The sequence below is a fragment of the Leptotrichia sp. oral taxon 498 genome (assembly GCF_002240055.1).
In the GTDB taxonomy this organism is placed as follows: Bacteria; Fusobacteriota; Fusobacteriia; order Fusobacteriales; family Leptotrichiaceae; genus Leptotrichia; species Leptotrichia rugosa.
This window is the reverse complement of sequence record NZ_CP016753.1, coordinates 233,154-254,488: the sequence shown is the minus strand read 5'-3', so window position 1 is coordinate 254,488 and position 21,335 is coordinate 233,154. Positions and strand designations below refer to the sequence as shown.

19 protein-coding genes are annotated in these 21,335 nt (G+C 27.8%); 8 read left to right on the top strand and 11 right to left on the bottom strand.

Annotated features, from left to right (window positions below):
• Positions 1-26: 26 nt before the first annotated feature.
• From BCB68_RS01125 to BCB68_RS01100, 6 genes are all read right to left on the bottom strand, one after another.
• On the bottom strand, positions 27-923 hold the full coding sequence (locus BCB68_RS01125; protein ID WP_157697333.1) for a DKNYY domain-containing protein: 897 nt from the start codon (positions 921-923) through the stop codon (positions 27-29).
• 162 nt (positions 924-1,085) lie between these two features.
• Complete coding sequence (locus BCB68_RS01120; protein ID WP_094079159.1) at positions 1,086-2,900, bottom strand: Hsp70 family protein; 1,815 nt, start codon at positions 2,898-2,900, stop codon at positions 1,086-1,088.
• Positions 2,901-3,064: 164 nt separating this feature from the next.
• A complete protein-coding gene (locus BCB68_RS10675) occupies positions 3,065-4,375 on the bottom strand; it encodes a hypothetical protein (protein WP_094079158.1) in 1,311 nt (436 codons plus the stop codon).
• A 20-nt stretch (positions 4,376-4,395) separates the two neighbouring features.
• Complete coding sequence (locus tag BCB68_RS01110; protein ID WP_094079157.1) at positions 4,396-5,304, bottom strand: hypothetical protein; 909 nt, start codon at positions 5,302-5,304, stop codon at positions 4,396-4,398.
• Positions 5,305-5,311: 7 nt separating this feature from the next.
• Complete coding sequence (locus tag BCB68_RS01105; protein ID WP_094079156.1) at positions 5,312-5,980, bottom strand: sakacin A production response regulator; 669 nt, start codon at positions 5,978-5,980, stop codon at positions 5,312-5,314.
• Between the two features lie 169 nt (positions 5,981-6,149).
• Complete coding sequence (locus tag BCB68_RS01100) at positions 6,150-6,488, bottom strand: hypothetical protein (protein ID WP_157697332.1); 339 nt, start codon at positions 6,486-6,488, stop codon at positions 6,150-6,152.
• Positions 6,489-6,821: 333 nt separating this feature from the next.
• Here BCB68_RS01100 and BCB68_RS01095 point away from each other — a divergent pair, with 333 nt between their 5' ends.
• Genes BCB68_RS01095 through BCB68_RS01080 form a run of 4 tightly spaced genes read left to right on the top strand, consistent with a single transcriptional unit; the run spans position 6,822 to position 10,609 of the window.
• On the top strand, positions 6,822-7,184 hold the full coding sequence (locus BCB68_RS01095) for a YraN family protein (protein ID WP_094079154.1): 363 nt from the start codon (positions 6,822-6,824) through the stop codon (positions 7,182-7,184).
• 8 nt (positions 7,185-7,192) lie between these two features.
• Positions 7,193-7,393, top strand: a complete 201-nt coding sequence (locus BCB68_RS01090) for a zinc ribbon domain-containing protein (RefSeq protein WP_094079153.1) — start codon at positions 7,193-7,195, stop codon at positions 7,391-7,393.
• Complete coding sequence (locus tag BCB68_RS01085; protein WP_237048662.1) at positions 7,359-8,057, top strand: ComF family protein; 699 nt, start codon at positions 7,359-7,361, stop codon at positions 8,055-8,057. The genes BCB68_RS01090 and BCB68_RS01085 overlap by 35 nt, the downstream gene beginning before the upstream one ends.
• Positions 8,054-10,609, top strand: a complete 2,556-nt coding sequence (locus BCB68_RS01080; RefSeq protein ID WP_094079152.1) for an alpha-amylase family glycosyl hydrolase — start codon at positions 8,054-8,056, stop codon at positions 10,607-10,609. Before BCB68_RS01085 ends, BCB68_RS01080 begins: the two co-directional genes overlap by 4 nt.
• Before the next feature lie 228 nt (positions 10,610-10,837).
• Here the strand turns inward: BCB68_RS01080 and BCB68_RS01075 are convergent, their stop codons facing one another.
• The 3 genes from BCB68_RS01075 to BCB68_RS01065 all read right to left on the bottom strand — a co-directional run bounded on the left by BCB68_RS01075 (position 10,838) and on the right by BCB68_RS01065 (position 13,919).
• Positions 10,838-11,587: a class I SAM-dependent methyltransferase gene (locus tag BCB68_RS01075; protein ID WP_094079151.1), complete on the bottom strand. Its 750-nt coding sequence runs from the start codon at positions 11,585-11,587 to the stop codon at positions 10,838-10,840.
• Between the two features lie 489 nt (positions 11,588-12,076).
• Positions 12,077-13,345 (bottom strand): UDP-N-acetylglucosamine 1-carboxyvinyltransferase, encoded by a 1,269-nt coding sequence (gene murA, locus BCB68_RS01070; protein ID WP_094079150.1) that lies wholly within the window; start codon positions 13,343-13,345, stop codon positions 12,077-12,079.
• Positions 13,338-13,919 (bottom strand): DUF1694 domain-containing protein, encoded by a 582-nt coding sequence (locus tag BCB68_RS01065; protein ID WP_094079149.1) that lies wholly within the window; start codon positions 13,917-13,919, stop codon positions 13,338-13,340. Before BCB68_RS01065 ends, murA begins: the two co-directional genes overlap by 8 nt.
• Before the next feature lie 485 nt (positions 13,920-14,404).
• On the opposite strand from BCB68_RS01065, the gene rpsT reads away from it, so the two are divergent.
• Complete coding sequence (rpsT, locus tag BCB68_RS01060) at positions 14,405-14,671, top strand: 30S ribosomal protein S20 (RefSeq protein ID WP_094079148.1); 267 nt, start codon at positions 14,405-14,407, stop codon at positions 14,669-14,671.
• 107 nt (positions 14,672-14,778) lie between these two features.
• On the opposite strand, the gene BCB68_RS01055 is transcribed toward rpsT, so the two are convergent.
• Entirely contained in the window at positions 14,779-15,966 is a 1,188-nt protein-coding gene (locus BCB68_RS01055; protein ID WP_094079147.1) for a CDP-glycerol glycerophosphotransferase family protein, read from the bottom strand.
• 192 nt (positions 15,967-16,158) lie between these two features.
• Between BCB68_RS01055 and BCB68_RS01050 the strand changes: the two genes are divergently transcribed.
• The 3 genes from BCB68_RS01050 (at position 16,159) to BCB68_RS01040 (ending at position 20,553) form a co-directional block, all read left to right on the top strand.
• Entirely contained in the window at positions 16,159-18,096 is a 1,938-nt protein-coding gene (locus BCB68_RS01050; protein WP_094079146.1) for an aconitate hydratase, read from the top strand.
• A gap of 95 nt (positions 18,097-18,191) precedes the next feature.
• The gene (locus BCB68_RS01045) at positions 18,192-19,196 is read left to right on the top strand and encodes an isocitrate/isopropylmalate dehydrogenase family protein (protein WP_094079145.1); all 1,005 of its coding nucleotides are present in this window, start codon (positions 18,192-18,194) and stop codon (positions 19,194-19,196) included.
• 25 nt (positions 19,197-19,221) lie between these two features.
• Complete coding sequence (locus BCB68_RS01040; protein ID WP_094079144.1) at positions 19,222-20,553, top strand: citrate synthase; 1,332 nt, start codon at positions 19,222-19,224, stop codon at positions 20,551-20,553.
• A gap of 24 nt (positions 20,554-20,577) precedes the next feature.
• Here BCB68_RS01040 and BCB68_RS01035 read toward each other — a convergent pair whose 3' ends face one another.
• Entirely contained in the window at positions 20,578-21,321 is a 744-nt protein-coding gene (locus tag BCB68_RS01035; RefSeq protein ID WP_094079143.1) for a gamma-glutamyl-gamma-aminobutyrate hydrolase family protein, read from the bottom strand.
• Positions 21,322-21,335 lie beyond the last annotated feature (14 nt).

The following is a 21,335-nucleotide window of genomic DNA, read 5'->3' as shown; positions in this document are numbered from 1 at the left end:
TGATAACTTTAAAAAATTTTTTCAATTTATTTATCTTCTTTAACAGTTTTACTTTTTTTATCATAATAATATTTCTTATTTTTATACTCGAATCTCTTTTCATCCAAAATCAAAAAATCTCTTGCCTCAAAATTCTCAAGTTTTTTCCCATCAATATAAATATTATTTCGATCTTTTGCAAAAATATCATTTAACTCTATAAATTCACTTGGTTTTACACCGTCCATTTTTTTATCTTGATAATAGACACTGTTTTTATCTTTTCCATATTTTCCTTTAAAAGTCACACTAAAGCTATCTTTATCTGCACCGTTCAATTTAAGAAATTTACTTTCCCCTGCATAATAAATTCCATCTTTATTTTTGAAATAATTTGAGTACCCTAGATCCCAATGATCAGAAACTCTAATTCTCTCAAGACCATTCATATCCATATCGCCACTCTCAATTCTTCTCACTCCCTCAACTTTTTTTCCATTATTAAAAAGAACACCTTCATATGTCGCAAATCTTTCATCCAGTTCCTCAAATCCAATTGGTTTAACACCATCCAATTTTCTATTATGATAAAAAACACTATTCTTATCTTTCCCATAATTTCCAAATTTCATAACTTCAAAACTATCTTTATCAACTCCATCCAATTTCAAAACTTTTTCTCCACTTTTATAATAAATCCCATTTTTATTTCTAAAATAATTTGAATCCCCAATTTTTTCAATAAGTTTCAAATCAATTTCTTGATTACTTAATATTTTTGAAACATTTCTCTTACTTTTTCCACTTTTAACACTCGTAATTTTCATTTTATAATCTGAATTTTTAGAATAAGTTTTCTCAAATTTCCCAGAATATTCAGCATTTGCAACATTTCCTACTAAGATCAATAATCCCAATATTTTCAATAAATTTTTTCTTTTCATAACCATCTCACTCCTTTTAAAAAAGTTGTCAAACAAATTTATTTTACTTTAATTTATTATTTATTTTCAGTTTCTTAATATATTTTACCTCATTTTTTGTAATTTCAAAATTATTAAAATTTAAACATTTAATTATTTTTCTTCATAATTAAGAATCATTTTTTAATTCCAAAATTTTAGTTCATCTTCTTCTTTCATATCTTCCTCTTCCGTTTCATCTTCAAAATCTTTCAAAATATCTTCTATACTCATATCATTAATTTCAGGATCAATTTTATCAAGAAACTGTGAGAAACTTTCTTTCGCCTTTTGAATACGGATTCTATCGCCTGTTGCTACAACCATTTGATAATTTTCTAAATAATCAGAAATATGATTTCTTATTTCTGTATTTACTATTTCAGCATAAATTCTATTTGCTCTCTCAAGCAGCAGTTTATCCTTATTTTTATTTTCAGACTGAATTTTTATTTCTTCCAGCATTTTTATTTTCTCGTTTTTTTCTTCTTCAGATAAATCTCCATTTATAATCAATTTACTTTTTTTAAGTCCTGTACTCACAACTGTCGCTTCCACTTCCAAAATACCGTTTATATCATAAGTAAATCTGACATTTATAGCTTCCTTTCCTGCTATATTTCGTGGCACATCTATCAAAAAATTTCCCAAAAACAAATTGTCATCTATATTCAGGCTTTCTCCTTGATAAATTCCAACATTCACCTTATCCTGATAGTCATCTATTGTGTAAAAATATTCGGATTTACTTGTTGGAACAGTTGTATTTCTAGGAATAATTGGTGCAAATCGTTTTCCTACGAGTTCTGTTCCTAAAGTAAATGGACAAACATCAGTTAAAATTCTCTCCTTGAACATTTTGTTTCTTTCTTTCATTCCAACTGCAACTCCAACACCATAAGCTACAACCGTATCAGGATCTGCCACTATTGACACAAGTTTATTATTTTCAATAAAATTCTCGCTACTAAAATATATTTTTTCTCCACGCATTTTATGAAAATACTTTTCTGTAAATTCTTCAATAATCCCTAATTTTACAGCTCCTCCAACTAAAATAACCTTTTCAATTTCTCTGGCATCTGTATTTCCATCCTGTAAAGCCTTGTCAATTGAAGCTTTCATTTTCACAAGCAATGGTTTTACAGCCTCTCTAAAATCCTTTTGTGTAATTTCTGATTTATAATTTTTCCCTTTAATTTCTAGCTCAATTACAACATCTTTTAAACTTATCAATTTTTTCGCTCTGTCTGCTTTTGTATACAATTTTGTCTTTTCATCATGGCTCAAGTCTGTTATTGATAATTTAATATTCTTTAGAAAAATTTCACAAATTTTAGCAGTAAAATCCTCTCCACCGAGCATTGTATCTCCACTTATTGACAGCACTTCCATAATATCCTCAAATGTTTCAAGCAATGTAACATCAAATGTCCCTCCGCCCAAATCAAGCACAATAAACTTTAAATTTTGATTTAAAATATTGCTTCCAAGTGACAATGCTGCAGCTGTTGGTTCATTTATAAGTCTTTCTACTGTAAGTCCTGCCAATTCTGCTGCCATTTTTGTATCTCTTCGCTGTTTATCATTAAAATATGCGGGGACACTTATTATCGCCCTATTTATTTTTTCGTTTAGCTGTTTTTCAGCATTTTCCTTTAAATGTTTCAAAACAAAAGAAGATAACATTTGTGCATCAAAAGTTTTATTTTTAACTTTAATTTTTGCATCTGTTCCAATTCTTCTTTTAAAATTACTTGCAGTTTCCCCAGCATTCATCATTCTCCTTTCTTTTGCTAATTCCCCTACAATAATATCATCATTTTCATCAATTCCCACAACAGACGGAATCAAAATATTTCCATATTCATTTTTTACAAACTCTATTTTCCCATTATCGTCAATATATGTAGCTAAACTATTCGTTGTCCCCAAATCAATTCCAATCATTCTTCCCATTTTTATTTTTCTCCTTTAATAATATTTTGGTTATTTATAAAAGTTTAGAAAATTTTACTAATTTAGCATTTTTCAATTTTTATTTTTTATATTTTATTATTTTTTGATAAATAGTCTCGATTCTTTGATTTTTAATAATTTTATTTTTATTAACTGTAATTTTTTTAATTATATATTCTATCTAAAATTTTTTTTGCATAATTTTTTAATCTTAAATATTTTATTCTATTTACAATTATTAATTTTATAATCATCCACATTAATATTCCGAACAGTAGAAAATCTTTAATTTTATAATTAAAATAAATAGAAATTAAATAACTACCAAGCAAAATTATCTGTATATTCAACATACTTGCCATGTTTAAATTGTTTCCACGTTTTGCAAGTGAAAAATCTAAATAAATTCTTGTAACTGTAAGCACAATCCAATAAATTTTCACTAATTCAAAACTTTTTACAACATTTCTATAATCTATTTCCTTTGTATTTATTATTGCTGGTAAACTAAATATGCAAATAAAAATTAGCGCAAGACAACTAAGAAGAAATATTAGAGTGTGTATAAAAGCGTCATCTTCTCCAATATCGTCTTCACAAGTAATTTCCAAATGATAAAATATATTTTTTATTTTCTTATAACTATAAATTATTCTTTTAAAAAATAAATTATTTGCCAAATCAAAAAATAAATTGTGAATTTTTTTATTTATTTTTATATCAAGATATTTATAATTTCCACGATAAATATTCCAAAATATAAAAAATCCAAAAATATTCAACTTTTTCACATTAAAATATCTTTCCACAAAATTTTTCAGAGCCTTGTCATTATCTTTTTTTTCTTTACTGTTATAAAGCTCCTTTATTTCCCAAAATTCATTTTTATTATTTGATAAACAGGAAATAATGTATTCTTTTTCAAATTCAAAAAGATTCTCTGATTTTAAAATCAAATTATCTTCAAAATCATTATTTTCCAATCCTAAAATATCTCTAATTCTAGACTTTTCATCATCTGAAAACTTATCAAATCTTTTCAAAAAAACTTTTAAGTAAATAAAAGAAACTTTTTCCCCATTTAAAATCCTATGAATTTCTTTTAGCCAAGATTTGAAATTTTTTTCCATCCATTCATATTTTCCATTAAAAATATCAGAAAATTCTTCATTTTCAATCTCTGATTTTGGAATATCATTTCCAAAAGAAACTTCCTCATATCCATCTTTTTCCAACTTTTGTTCAATTTCAGAAAAATTTTTATTTTTAAAATTCTCTTTATTAAAATTGATTTTATTAAAATTATATTCTTTAAACTCTAAGGCAATCTGATAAGCTTCCCTAGTCTTCATAAACATCTCAGGAAACTCCTCAGGATGATATTTCTTCAACATTTTAGAATATGCAATTTTTATTTTCTTCTTATCATCTGTCGGCTCTATTTCCAGTATTTTAAACGCTTCGTCAAAATTCAAAATTATCACTCCTTACTTTTTTAAATAAACACATCTAAAACTTTCTTTGAAAAATTTTTCAATCGTTTATATCTCAAACACGAAATTGCTATTGTTTTAAAAAATATCATTAAATTTAAAATCATATACTGGTATACAAGTTCAAATCTAAAAGACATAGTATAAATATATATTACTGTAATTAGAAAAAACATTAAAAAACTCGATTCATTATTCTTATTCCATTCAAAATTTTTTTCTTTTAGCAACACATTTATATATTCTGATATTATGAAAAATATAAAAAGTATCCACATAATCATAATTTCATTAAAAAATAAATATAAAATACAACCAAAGATCAACGCACCAACATATAAGCAACCATACAATTTCAATGCAATACTATCTTTTGAAAATTTCATATCAAAAATATACATCAAATTATTAATTACATTAAATTCATTTTTTAACCTGTATGTCATTAATTTGATTATTCTCTTTAATATATTTGAATTTTCCACATCTTTTTTAGAATACAAAGTTATATTTTTTCCAAACAGCTTAAAAATTTTAATATCCAAAAAATTTTCAATAAATTTTTCATACCCTTTTTCATTATCTTCTTCCTTTTTACTTTTAATTTTTTCAGAAATTTCAATTAAATCCTTAGCTTCATCAGGTAAATAATTTGACATGTTTTCTATTTCACTCAGATTATTTAAGTTATACTTTAATGGTTTCTTTTCAAAATCCGTTAAATTATAAGTGTGATTAAATATTCCATCTTCATTCATAAATTTAATAATCATTCTTTTTTCATTTGCATTGAAATTAAGGTGAAAATTTTTTAAAAATCTGTCATATTTTTCTAACGGACGAACTTCATATGAAAGAAAATTAGTAAATTCCAATATCCAATTATACATTTTATCAAAATCCGAAATCATTTTCTTCCTAAATCTCCTTTGTTTTCAAATAAAACGGTATTAACAATTCAAATCCCTTCAAAAATTCCTCAACAAGATCATCCAAACTATCAAATCTCTCAATTTCTTCCACATCAAACTTAACCAAAACTTTTCTAATTTCCCCATTTTCCAAATTTTTAAGAAATTTTTCTCTATTTTTTTCATTTCCTTCAAATCTATCCAAAGCACAGTTTTCCTTACTTTTCGCAAATTGCACAAAATAATAAAGCGGTTCATCAATCGGCATTTGCAAAACTTTATTCTGATTTTCAAGCGTATTTTCCCCAATTTTACGCTCAACAAAACTCACTTCAAGCGAAATCCCAATTTTCTTAGTCTTCTCATTTTTAAAAACTCTCAACGCAATCCCTGATTCACTTTCACTATCCCCATCTTGTCGCAAAAACACCCAAAGATAAGGTCTTGCAATCTGAGCCTGATTCATCCAGCTGCTAACTTTTTGCAAATGAAATCCATCTGTTTTTTCTTTCAAAGCCTTTGCAATTTCCGTAAAAACTTTTCTAGCATTTTGTCCATTTTTCCTAAAAAGCTCCATATCTTCTTTTAAATCTCCAGCTTTTTCAGGTTTTATATATTTTTTTCTTTCATAATTTGTATATTCAATTAATGGTTTGTAATTAAATTTTTTACTCATTTTTATTTTTATCTCCTTTTGTTTTGATTTTTTTTAAATTATATCATATTTTTTTGCAATTTTTTTATATCTTTTAATTTATATTATCCAAAATAAAAACCTCCAAATATGTATAATTATTTTATTATACATTATTCAGAGGTTTGAACGAAAATTTTTTAATTGTTATTTAACGCTTCCATGATACCACTTTATTTATATTAAATGAAATTTTATTTTCACTTGGAGAATAGTATACAATTTTATTTGGATAAAATGATAAAGATGAAAGCGTGTCTGTAAATTTATTGCTACTATTTGTAATTATTACTAATTGTACATTGTTAAAATAATGCCCATTTATTTTACAATTAGCATAATTATATAGATGAGCATAATATCCTTCATTAAAAGAATCTATTCCTTGATAATGAATTTTAGAATCTGCTGGAACACATCTATCTGATTTTCCAGTTTTGATTGATAGACTTTTACCAAAAGCAAAACTACCTAATAATAACATTAGCATTAATATTTTTTTCATAAAAACTCACTTCCTCTTTTATAATTTTTTAAATGAATATTTTATATAATAAAAAAATATCCAATTTTTTTCTTTTACATTAAAGTTATACCTTTTTTTCTTGATTTTTTAATTAGTTTTATCTTGTATTTTAGTTTGTTGATTAAAAAAATTATATATTGATAAAAATATTAAAATATGAATAATAATGAATATTATAATAAAATTAATAATTCAAAACAAATTCATAAAAATTATAAAAAATGAAAATTTTGTTTTTTCACTTCAAATGTGATAAAATATTTTTAGAAAAATAAAAAAGGGAATTGGTTTATTAAGATGGGAAAATTGAGAAATAAGAGAGAAATTGGGTTTAAATATGAAAAGATTGCTAAAAAGTATTTGGTTTTACAAGGGCTTGTTTTTGTTGAAAAAAATTTTTCTAGCAGATATGGGGAGATTGACTTGATTTTTAAAGATTTTGAAAATGACGAAACACTTGTTTTTGTGGAAGTTAAATATAGAAAAAATAATTCTTTTGGGAAAGCTGTTGAAATGGTTACGCAAGAAAAACAAAAAAAGATTTTGGCGACTTCACAGATATATATATTAAAAAATAAATGGAATAGTGGCGTAAGGTATGATATTATTGGAATAGACAGTTTTTCTAATAATATTGAATGGATAAAAAATGCGTTTTGAGGTGAAATATGAGAAATAATGAAAGATGCTTGAAATGTGGTGAAAAAACATTTGAAATAAAAAAAATAGCGGTGCCGACAACGAAAACGACAAAAGCGAAAATCGGAATAGATATGTTTTATTTAAAAATATGTCAAAATTGTGGATATACTGAAATGTACTCAACTAAAGTGCTTGAAAAAGTCAAAGACCCAGTTAAAAATTATTGATAAATTAAAAAGCGAGATTTTTAAATTTAAAGGAATTTTTTTTAGAAACAAAGATATAATTTCTGGGGAGGAATTAGTTGAGTGCGAAATAGTTTCAAAAAAGACTAAAAAACTTTTTAATGATTTAAAAAAATTGCGAAAACTTAATAATATTTATTATTTGTGGGATTATAACAATGAATTTAAAAGATTGATATATGAGTATAAATATAATAGAAAAAAAATTTTGGTAAAATTTATTTCGGAAATTATAAAAAAAGAATTTTATTTTATTCTGAAAAAAGAAAAAATAGATATTGTTGTAAGTGTGCCTGTAAGTAAAAAGAGAAAAAGTGAACGGGGTTTTAATCAAGTTGACGAGATTCTAAATTATTTAGAAATAAAATATTGTAAAATTAAAAGGACAAAAAATACTAAAAAGATGGCGTTAATTTTGGACGAGGAAAAAAGGAAAAAAAATATAAAAGGCGCATTTGAAATTTCTGAAGGAATTGATTTTAATAATAAAAATATTTTGATAGTTGACGACATTGTCACGACTGGAGCGACTTTGAAAGAAATAAAAAATGAGATTTTACAAAGTTCTAAAATTAAAAATCTGAATATTATCGTTTTTTGTATTGCGGCGGCAAAAGAAATTAAAAAAAGTAAAGGAGAAATATGAGCAAATTAAAATTAAAAATGACAGTTCTGTTATTTATAATTGGTACAACTCTTTCTTTTTCAAAAGAAAAAAGTGATAAAGTGAACAATGCAGATACAAATATGGAGCATCTTGACGAATCAACGCAAGAAATTATAGATGACAGCTCAAAAATAGATGAAGAAATTATAGACGAACAAGAAAATAAAAGTGCAAATGAAAACTTGAAGTACAGTCAGAGAAATGACGGAATAATAGATGTAAACTCTTTAAAACACGAAGAAAATTCTGAATATCGTGTAAAAGATGGAAAAAATGTAAAAATACTTATGAAAACCAAAAATAACGATGTCTATTCGGTGGAAGTGATTTACAAAAATGGAAAAAAAATGATGCGTGGGATTGGGAATTACGGTGGAAATGAAACATTTTTAGCAGAAGTTCCAGATACGATCAAAGATTATTATTTTGAAATAACTGATGCCAAGACAAAATATTTTATGGGAAGAAACTTGACAAAAAATAGAAGTTCTGTAATTCCGTTTGAATATACAAATTCAAAAAAATTGACACAGATTCCAGATTGGGCAAAAGGCTCTGTTGGTTACCAAATTTATATTGATTCATTTAGAAATGGAGATGTCGACAACGATGCAATTTTTAATGAATTTGGAACCGATGACTTTTCTGCGCCAACTGGAGAAATTCGTTCGGGAACTACAAAAAGGGAGCTTCTTTTAGCTGAATGGGGAGATGGAAGCAAACCTCAGTTTTCATTAAATGAATGGAACAGTAATTACGAAGAAAAAAATGAATGGGAAGAGAGTGCCTTAAATGAAGTGCAAAATTATACACGTTATTATGGTGGAGATTTAAAAGGTGTTGAAGAAAAATTGGATTATTTGAAAAATTTAGGAGTGGAATATATAATTTTATCGTCTCCTTTTTATTCACTTTCAAATCACAAATATGACACGATTTACTTTAATCATGTGGATCCATATTTCGGAGTTATTGAGCAGACTGGGACAATAAAGGCGCTTGATATAAAAGCACCTGTTCACAATGTCAACGGTGACAAAGAATTAAATTTATTAGTTTTTAATCCGACAACTGATAAAAATTTGCTTGGGGAAGATTTGAGAAATACAAATAGCTGGGTTTGGACTGATTCTGACTTAGTTCTTGCAAGTCTTGTAAAAAAGGCGCATCAGAAAGGCTTGAAAGTTGTTTTGGAAGTTGCGCCAGATGTGACTTCTGGAGCTTTTTTTGCAAGAGAAAATAAAGAATTTAAAAATTGGTATTTAAAAGACACGGTGCTTGATTTGAGCAATAAGGAAGTTCAAAATTATTTTGAAAATTCAATGAAAAAATGGATTTTAGGGCCTGACCAGACTTTTAAGAAAAATGTTTATGATGACGGGATTGATGGAATTAGATATGTTTATTATGATGATAGAAATAAAGAATATATAGCGGAAATTACAGAAAATTTAAAGCAATATAAGCCAGATTTATTAATAACTGGAGAGTTTTCCAACAGTTTTACAAAAGATATAGATGATGGAGTTTACGACAGTGGGGCGGATTACAATGTTGTTAATAATATAATTAAGTACACTGTAAATACAAATCCGAATTATCGTATAAATGGAGTGGAATTTGCTTCAAAATTAAACGAAATTTATAATAAGTATTCAGCTAACAGATTTAACATGACACAACTTTTTATAGGTTCACTGGATACAGACAGAATTTTTAGTGGAATGATAAACACAAACCGTGTTTACGACAGAAATAATCAGTCGAACCAATATTTGAACATAAGACCTGATTTATACGATGGAACTGCGATAAATAAATTAAAAAGAGTAGTTTCAATGCAAATGATGTTGCCTGCAACTCCCATTATTTATTATGGAGATGAGAAGGGAATGTGGGGATCAGATTCGCCTCGAAATAGAAAACCTATGCTGTGGGAAGATTATGATCCATATGATAACGAAACTGATGACATAAGTAAATATAAAAAAGTGTTTAGAAATTTGCCGGATTCGGTGGAAATAAATGAAGTGCAAAAATTTATTTCTTATCCAGTTACGAGCAATAAAGAAATTGAAAATCATTACAGAAGTTTATTAAAAATAAGAAAAGAGCGCAAAAATCTGTTTAAAAATGGAAAACTTAGAATATTGGAGGTTTATGGCGATGAAAAGACAAAAGGTAGAGTTGACACTGAAATTGCAGCATATTTAGCTGATGAAACAAGAAGAGCAAAATTATATCAAGGTCGTGACTACACGCCACCAAAACCAAATACAGATTTTATTTCCTATGAAATTTCCTTGGGAAATGAATCAATCATAGTTTTGGTAAACAACAGTGCCGACAGTTATCCGCTAAACTTAAATGTTCCCAAAATGTTTGGATTTTATAAAAATCAGTTAAATCCAAAAGAGAATTATGCGATTTCTGAGAGAAAAATCCAAGTGGATGTAAAACCTTACGAAGTAAAAGTTCTCTACAGCAATGCAAAAAATATGTTTGACTCATTTAGAAAAAATAAAAAATAAAAAATAAAAAAATATAATTAATAGAAGTTCTTTTTTAGGACTTTTATTTTTTTATAAAATTTAGTTTAGAAAAATTTTGATAAATAAAAAAAGGTAAATTTAGTTTCTGTATGGAATTATCAGTTCGATATTAAAGGAATTTCACTATCTATACATGAAGAGATATTTTAAAAACAGCACTTTCTATCTTAAATTTGATATTGAAGGTGCTGTTTTTCTATTCTGGCTCTATTTTCTGAATGTAATACAATAAAATCTGTTGTTCCATAAAAAATCTGTCTTCTTTTCTTTTACACTTTCAGGTATACATTTCTGGATTTCACTTAAATCAAAATCTGTGTTTTTATAGTAATTTTTTGTAAAAATACTTTTCTTATATTGATTTTTAATAAAATCTGTAGTTTCATCCGCTATCATTATCTTTGAACCAGGTTTTGATACACGAATCATTTCTTTTATAGCTAGAGCCTTATCAGTAAAAAAATTAATTCCTCCCACATGAAAAACAATATCAAAAACATTGTCTTTAAAAGGTAAATCTTCAGCACAGCAATTTACTAATGTAAGATTTGTTCTTTTTTTCCAGATGGAATGACATTTTTTTAACATTCCATAGGAAATGTCTATACCTGTAAAATCTAAAGATTTTAAATCAACATTCTGTGGAATAAAATTTAAATCCTTTCCAGTACCGATAGAAACATATAAAACAGAAATGCCATTTCTCCACTCCAGATGTTTCATAAGATTTTTTCTCATTTCAGAAATCGTATTCCCGTATCTGAACAATCCTATCCATTTTTCACCAAAATCATACCAAAATGATAACTTATCATACATATTCATATATTTTTTATTATCTCCTGCGAGATAATCTCTGTTTACATATGAAAATATTTTCCCATCTCCTTTTAAGTTTTCAATATCAATATTTTCTTTAATTTTTTCTAGAAATTTTTCCTTATCAGTTCTTATCATAGCACTCTCTTTCAATTTTTTTATTATACAAACTAAATTTATTTATAATGAATTTTCTAAATTACACAGATGATACTATATATAGTCAAATCCCTTTAATATCGAACTGATAATTCCATACAGAAACTAATTAACTGAACATTTCTCATTTTTACTTTAAAGTGGTTTCACTATAAAATCTCTGTAAAATGGTATAATTGAATTATGATAAATAACAATAACCATTTAACTAATTGTACTATATTTTTTCCAAATTATCAATTGTTTTTGCCTATGGATATTGGAGTTAATATCCTTGAATCATCGCATATGCCATGTTTGACGGTATTAATACTACTAGAACTATAGAGAAAAATTGTATAGAAAAGTATCTGAAAAAAGAAATTTTAGATAAGGATATTGAATTTGGACAAAAAAATAGAAGCTGAACTCAAAATTTTAAGCATTTTGAGACAACTTCTTTTTTATTATTCAAAATATTGTTTATTTTTAGATATCAAGTTTAATTCTTTGAATATCAGCACCGACAGCGTTTAATTTAGCTTCTAGTCTGTCATATCCACGATCAATGTGATAAACTCTGTTTACGATAGTTTCCCCTTCGGCAGCAAGTCCAGCAAGTACAAGTGCAGCTCCAGCTCTTAAATCTGAAGACATGACAGCGGCACCAGTTAGTGAAACTCCTCCATTTATAACGGCAATTCCTCTTTTTATCATAATGTCAGCACCCATTCTGTTAAATTCTGGCACATGCATAAATCTGTTTTCAAATACAGTTTCTTCCATTGTGCTAGTTCCGTTTACCAATGTTTGAAGTAACATCATCTGTGGCTGCATATCAGTTGGAAATCCTGGATGTGGAAGAGTTTTAACATTACAAGGTTTTAATTCTTTTAAATTTCCTTTTACAGTTAAAATATTTCCTTCTTCTTTAAATTTTACACCCATTTTTTCGAGGTCAGATTTGAATTCACCCAAGTCGTCAAGTCTGGCATCTTGAATTTTTAAATCTCCTTCGGTGATTAAAGAAGCAATTACATAAGTTCCAGCTTCAATTCTATCTGGCATAATTGAATATTCAACGGCATGTAAATCTTTTACTCCTTCAATTTCAATTCTAGTAGTTCCAAGTCCCTTAATTTTTGCTCCCATTTTTATTAAAAAGTTTCCTAAATCTACTATTTCAGGCTCTCTTGCAGCATTTGAAATGATAGTTTTTCCTGGAATTTTTACTGCAGCCATCATGATATTTTGAGTTGCGCCAACGCTTGGAAATCCTAATGGAATTTCTGACCCTTTTAAATTATCTGATTTTGCATGAACATATCCATGAATTCTAGTAATTTCCGCACCCAAAAGCTCAAATCCTTTTAAATGCAGGTCAACAGGTCTTGAACCAATTGCACATCCTCCTGGAAGTGAAACAACTGTTTCGTCAAGATTGGCAATCATAGGTCCCATTACCAAAAATGAAGCTCTCATTTGTTTTACAATTTCGTAACTAGCTTCATTTCTTTTAAATCCTTCATTTACAATTTTATAAGTAGTTTCGTCTAATTTTTCGGTTTTCATTCCCAAATCTTCTAAAAGTTTCATTGTAACTCTAATATCTCTTAAATTTGGTACATTTCTTAAAATATATTCCCCTTCTGCAACAAGTGTTCCGATAAGGATTGGAAGAGCTGCATTTTTTGCTCCGCTTACTTTTATAGTTCCGTTCAAACTATTTTTTCCTTTTATTTTAAATCCATCAACCACGCTTTTTTCCTCCTAATTTTTGACATATTGGACATTTTGAACCAAATAATTTGTCCAAGAATCCTATTTCTTTATAGTTTTTTATATAATTTGGCAATTCTTTTCGAACTATATCTAAATGAAATTCACAAATACATTTTTCCATTGATTTATAATAAATTTCCGGTAAATTTTTCTGCTTTATAACTTCCAATTTAGGTTGTACTAAAATATTGTCATTTTCACCGTGTTCAATTGCATCTTTAGCAGCGACGACAAGAGCGATATCTCCTGAGTATTCTAAACTATCAATCATTTTGTATGACATTCCTTTTTTCTTGGCGATTTCAATATATTTTTTTATATTGACAAAATCAGCTTGGTGAGAAATTAATAGCTTGTAGGCGTTTTTGTCTTCCATAGCTTCTTCAATTTCATAATAAATGCCTTTTTCATTAACTTCATCAAATGTCAAAGCCTTTATCACTCTTTCTTTGTATTCTCCCAAATATAAACTGCATTCAATTTTTGCGCTATGCGCTCTATCTGCAACTTTTTCTACATCTCTCATAAAATCTGTATCATTGTATTTCATTTTTTTCTCCAATTCATCTAAATAAAACAACTCAAAATCAAGTTATTTTTTTATCAAAATAAAAAAATCTAAAAAAATTCAGACTTTCAATTTATTTTTATATTATACTACTTTTTTTAATAATTCTCAACAATAATTAAAAAAAAGTTTTTTCATAAATTTTTAACAAAAATTGGTAAAAATTTTATTATTATAGTTTGATAAGAGAGAATTTTATCAAATAAATATTCAAATTTTTTGTTTTTTTTTTAAATTAATTTTAAAAGTGAAAAATGGATCCTAAAAAATTTTTAGTGCAAATTACTTGATTTTTATTGAAAAAAATGATAATATATTATGTGAATTCTGATATTCATAGTAATTACAAATTTAAAAAGAAAAAAGTAGTAGTTTAGCCAAACAATAGATATTCGGCGCTATGTCTTTTTAAAATTGTTTGACTGCGTATTAGCAAAAATATAAATTTTGTCGAAAGGAGTGAAAAAATGGCAAATTCTAAAGCATCTAAAAAAAGAGTATTCATAGGTGAAAGAAATGCACTTAGAAACCAAGCAATTAAAAGTAGAACTAGAACTTTTGTAAAAAAAGTTATAAAAGCTGTGGAAGCTAAAAATGTCGACGAAGCTAAAACAGCATTACAAGTAGCTTACAAAGAACTAGATAAAGCTGTAACTAAAGGTGTAATCAAAAAAAATACTGCTTCAAGAAAAAAATCAAGACTTGCATTAAAAATCAATAAATTAGCTAACTAAATTATTATTAGTTTAAAAAAAATTTTTTTTAAATTATACTTTCAATAATGAACTTAAAAAATTTGAGTATAAAAAACTACCTCACATAAAAAGGTAGTTTTATTTTTTTATTTATTTTTTAAATGTTTTATGATTTCAGTGTAAACTCTATCGCAATTTTTTTTATCTGTGTATTTCAAAAATTTTGGCTGTAATTTTTCAAATTTTTCTATTAAATTCTTATCGTAGTTAAAATTATTTTCTGAAATTTTTATGATATTTTCGACACATTTTTCCACACTTTTTACCTGTATTCCAAATAAATCTTTATTTTTTACATATGAGCCAACTTTTTTGTCATATTCATCTTTGTCAAACTGAAAAAATATTATTGGTTTATTTAAGTAATAAAAGTCATATGCAACGCTAGAATAATCAGTAATTAAAATTTCAGATTTTTCAAGTTCTTGCGTAATTTCAGCATCAGCTGGTAAAATTTTTACATTTTCAGAAAGTTCTATATTGTCGAAATTTTTTAAATAATCTTGCATAAGCTGATGAATGTAAATATTGAATTTTATATTATTTTTTTTAAGAAATTCATTTAATTTTGGATCTGTAATCAAATTTGTAATATTTTTAAAATAATCTGTATCTTCAATTTTTAAATTTTCTGATTTTATCCAATTTCTCCAAGTTGGCATAAAAAGTATTTCTTTTTGAGAACTTTTCACATTGTAAAGTTTATCATATCTGGGATAACCTGTTATAACTGCAGTATTTTCTGGAATCTGCCACCATACTTTAGTCTTTATATTCTTTTCAAAATTGGAGTCGCAAATGTTTAAGTCATAAGATTTTACAATGTCTTGAGCAATTTTTTGCGTCTTTTTATTCATCGGATGATTGACTTTAAATCCGACTGTTCCGTGATTTAGGAAAACTTTAAAAACTTTTTTGTGAAATCTTTTTAAAAGCGGGACAACGAAAAGGTAAGGGACTATATCAGCGGAAATTGAGTGAGAAAATAGCACAACTTCAGAATTCATAAAATATAAATAACTTTTTATGCTACCTTTAATTAATTTTTTTCCTGGAATTTTTTGCGCTGATTTTGAATTTTTGTTAATTACCCAGTATTCTTCGATTCCTTCTTTTGCTCTTAAATATTCGTACATTGCACGACCGTTGTCAACATAAAGTTCACCAGCATTTCCACCCACAATCCAGATTTTTTTCTTTTTAAATGAATTTTTTTTAAAAGGATATAAAATATAGGCAATTAACATATTTACTAAATATTTCATTTTATTCATTTTTTTTATTTTTTTCCTTTCTATTCTGTAACATTAGATTTTTTTATAAAATTATACTATATCTTTCAAAATTTTTCCATACTTTTTTTATCAAAATAATTTTTTTATAATCAAATTATTGACAATCTTTGATTTGCAGAATATAATATAAAATGTGATGAAATGAGAACTTAATATTTAGGAGGTAATAAAATGGGAATGAGTTTAACTTACAAAATTTTAAAGAACAATTTGTTAAAAGGTGAGCTGAAAGCTGGAAATGAAATCGCTGTAAAAGTAAATCAGACACTTACACAAGATTCAACTGGGACGATGGCATATCTTCAATTAAATGCGATGAATGTGGATAAAGTCGTAACTGATATTTCTGTTGCATATGTCGACCATAATATGCTTCAGTCAAGCTTTGAAAATGCAGACGACCACGAATTTATAAAGACATCAGCGGCAAAACATAACATAGTTTTTTCAAAACCTGGAAATGGAATTTGTCACAGATTGCATCTAGAAAAATTCGGAAAACCAGGAAAAGTTTTGATTGGTTCAGATAGCCACACTCCAACTGGCGGAGGACTTGGAATGATAGCAATTGGGGCGGGTGGACTTGACGTTGCAATTGGAATGGCAAGAGGACTTTATTATTTAAAAGTTCCAAAAGTTTATAACATTGAATTAAGAGGAAAATTAAAACCTTGGGTTTCGGCAAAAGATATAATTCTTTATGTTTTAAAGGAACTTACTGTAAAAGGTGGAGTTGGATTTGTGATGGAATATACTGGAGAAGGAATAAAATCCCTTTCTGTGGAAGATAGAGCCACAATTACAAATATGGGAGCTGAACTAGGAGCTACAACCTCAATTTTCCCAAGTGACGAAATTACCAGAGATTTTCTTAAAAAACAGTCAAGAGAATCTGATTTCATTGAATTACTGCCAGATGCAGATGCAGTGTATGATAAAAAGTTAATTGTAAATTTGGATGATTTGGTACCGCTTGCAGCATTTCCACACAGTCCAGACAATGTACATGAAATTCCAGATGAAAAAATAAAAGTTGACCAAATTGCAATAGGTTCTTGCACAAACTCTTCTTATTCAGATTTTATGAAACTTGCAAAAATTCTTGACGGGAAAAAGGTTCATCCTGATGTGAGCTTAGTGTTGTCACCTGGTTCAAGCAACATTATGAAAATGATTTCTGAAAATGGAGCACTTGCTAAATTTATCGGAGCAGGAGCAAGACTTTTGGAAGCAGCTTGTGGACCTTGTATCGGAATGGGGCAGGCACCAAAATCAAATGGAATTTCGCTTAGAACATTTAACCGTAACTTTAAAGGAAGATGTGGAACAATGAACGCTGAAGTTTATCTGGTTAGTACAGAAACTGCGGCAGCTTCGGCTCTTACAGGATATTTGACAGATCCTCGTACTTTGGGTGAAGAAATAATTATTAAGCAGCCAGAAAAATTTGAATCTTCAGAAAATTATTTCATTTTCCCAAGCCAAGATGAAAATGAGAGAAAAAATGTAGAAATTGTTATGGGACCAAATATTAAACCATTCCCAATTGGAGAAAAATTAAAAGACACAATTACAAAAAAAGTTATTTTAAAAACTAAAGATAATGTGACAACAGATGATATTTGTCCATCAAATGCGGGATTACTACCATTCCGTTCAAATATTCCAAAATTGTCACAACATTGTTTTGAAACAATAATTCCTGATTTTAAAGAAAGAGCTGAAAAAAATGATGGTGGAATCATAGTTGGTGGAGATAACTACGGACAAGGTTCAAGCCGTGAACATGCAGCGCTTCTTCCATTATATTTAGGAATAAAAGCTGTAATTGCTAAATCTTTTGCAAGAATTCACAAGGCAAATTTAATAAATAGTGGAATAATTCCTTTAGAATTTGAAAATCAAAGCGATTACGACGGAATTGACGAATATGATGAATTGCAGTTGACTGATGTCGAAAATTCTTTAGCAAAAGGAGAATTTACAGTAAAAAATCTTACAAAAAATAATGAATTTAAAGCAAAATTCAACGGTTCGGCAAGAGAACTTAAAATATTGAAATATGGTGGATATTTGAAATTTGCAGTAAGTGATGAATTTTTAAACTAATTTTTCTTTTAATTAAAAAATTGTCATTTATTTTGGGAAAGTAAGTGACAGTTTTTTAAATTATTAAAATAAACTATAACAAAGAAGGTGGATTTATGAAAAAAGTTACATTAATTCCTGGAGATGGGATTGGATTTGAAATATCAGAAAGTTTGGAAAAAGTATTTAAAGCGGCAAAAGTTCCAATTGAATTTGAAAAAGAAAACGCTGGGACAACTGTTTATGAAAAAACTGGAGAACTAATACCTGAAAGTTTATACAAAAGTGTGGAAAAAAACAAAATAGCGATTAAAGGGCCGATTACAACACCGATTGGAAAAGGTTTTAGAAGTATAAATGTCTATTTGAGAAAAAAATATGACTTGTATTCAAATTTTAGACCATCGAGAACTCTTCCAGGAATTAAAACAAGATATGACAACATTGACCTGGTAATTTTTAGGGAAAATACCGAAGGGCTTTATATTGGAGAAGAAAAATATGAAGATGACAAAAAAAATGTGGCAGTTGCTATAAAAAGAATTACAAAAAAAGGAAGTTACAGAATAATAAAAAATGCTTTTGAATATGCCAAAAAAAATAACATTGACAAAGTGACAGTTGTACATAAAGCAAATATTTTAAAGTTGACTGACGGAATGTTTTTGAATACCGCAAGAGAAATTTCACAAGAAGCTGGTTATGAAAATATTAAATTGGAAGAAGTTATAATTGACAATATGTGTATGCAGCTTGTCACAAATCCAGAAAAATATAAAGTTATTGTTACAATGAACTTGTATGGAGATATTTTGTCTGATTTGGTCGCAGGACTTGTCGGAGGGCTTGGTGTTGCACCAGGTGCGAATATTGGGGACGACATTGCGATATTTGAAGCAGTTCACGGTTCAGCACCTGATATTGCTGGACAAAATAAAGCAAATCCATTAGCAATTCTCTTATCAGGTGTGGAAATGCTAAGATATTTAAAAATGGACGAATTTTCTACAAAAATTGAAAATGCTATTTTAAAGACATTAGAATCAGGAGTAAAGACAGCTGATTTAGGTGGAAATGCAACAACTAGTGAATTTACGCAAAAAATTATAGAAAATTTATAAATTTTGCTTGAAAGGAGGGAGCTATTTGAAAAGTGATTTTATACACGAGCTGAGCCTTTTGATACAGGAACATAATTTTATCTCGAAAGATATTTATGACAAGCTGGATGTCAAAAGAGGACTTAGGAATAAAAATGGGACAGGAGTTTTAGTTGGACTTACAAAGATTGGAGCGGTAGTCGGATATTCTGTCGAAGACGGTAAAAAAATTCCAAAAGAAGGTCAGCTTTATTTTCGAGGAATTCCACTAAAAACTCTTATTGAAAAATTTAAAGAAAAAGGAAATAGATATGCCTTTGAAAAAACAATGTTTTTGCTGCTTTTTGGAAAAGTTCCAGAAAATTTTGAGTTAAAAATGTTTTTAAGTACATTAAAAGAGTTGCAAAATTTGCCAGAAGAATTTATTGAAGATTTTATTTTGAGAAAACCAAGTGTAGATATTATGAATCAACTCCAAAGAACGGTTTTGTGTCTTTATACCCTTGATCCAAATCCTGATTCTGTGGAATTAAATAATTTGATAAATCAAACTTTAAATTTAATTGCAAAATTTCCAAGTCTTTTAGTTTATTGTTATCAGGCGACCAATTACAAGCATTTTAATAAAAGTTTAATTATTCATAATCCTGTTGAAGAATACAGTGTTGCTGAAAATATACTACATATGTTAAGACCAGATAACAAATTTACTGAACTTGAAGCGGAGATTTTGGATTTAATTTTAGTTATACACGCTGAGCACGGGGGAGGAAATAATTCGACTTTTACTTCTCACGTGGTTTCTTCCACAAGAACTGACACATATTCATCAATTTCAGCGTCAATTGGTTCATTAAAAGGACCTATGCACGGGGGAGCAAATTCAATGGTAACTAAAATGATACAAGATATTAAGAAAAACTGTAATTATACAGACAGAGAAAAATTAAAGGAATATATAAGAAAAATTTTTGAAAAAGAAGCTTTTGACAAAAAAGGGAAAATTTATGGAATGGGACACGCTATTTATACGCTTTCAGACCCAAGAGCTGTACTTTTAAAAGAAAAGGCTTATGAACTTGCTAAAGATAAAGATTCACTGAAAGAATTTAAGCTGTTTTCTGATATTGAAGAACTTACAAAAGAAGTTGGAAAAGAATTAAAGGGAGAAGATTTTACGATTTGTGCAAATGTTGACTTATATTCAGGTTTTGTCTACAATTTATTGGATATTCCTCAAAATATTTTCACGCCACTTTTTGCACTTGCAAGAATTGCCAGTTGGAATGCGCATAGAATTGAGCAGATTATAATTGATAAAAAATTAATTCGTCCAGCTTATAAGGCGATTGATGAAGAAGGGAATGTTATTTTATAGTTAATATATATTTTTTGCAAGGGGTCACCCCCCTTGTTTTTGTTTTTCTAGATTTTTACAACTTTCAATAAATTTATCAAATATTTTTTTCATTCCTAGATTCCCTCTGGAAGCCATCATTTCAGGATGCCACTGCACTCCATAAAAAAATGGATAATTTTTATTTTGAATTGCTTCTATAACTCCGTCATTTGCAGTTGCAATCGAAGTCAATTCTCTTCCCAAATCTTTTATCATCTGATGATGAAATGAATTTGTCCGAGCTTTTTTCCCAAAAATTTCAAATAAAATATTATTTTCTAAAATATTTATGTCGTGTGTCGGCAAATCAGCAAGCCATTTTTGCTTATGCTGAATATTTGTATCTACATATTTTATATCCTGATAAAGAGTTCCACCGTAAAAGACATTCATCAATTGAAGTCCACGACAAATCCCTAAAATAGGCTTTTTAGTTTTTAAAAATTCTTCTAAAATTGCAAGTTCAAAAGTATCTCGTTCAGGTGTAATATCCCCCAATTCTTGAAGACAGTCCTCGCCGTATAAATTTGGGTCAGGATCTCCGCCACCTGATAAAATTAGCCCGTCAAAATATTTTACTTGTTCTTTTATGACTTCAAAATTGTCTGTAATTGGAAGAATTGCAGGAATTCCGCCAGAATTTATCACAGAATTGCTGTAATCAAGTGAAACCATAGTTCTGTTGTCATTTAATCTATCGGGATTTAAGTCCATCGAAGAAGTTATTGCAATAATTGGCTTTTTCATTTTTTTGTTTCCTT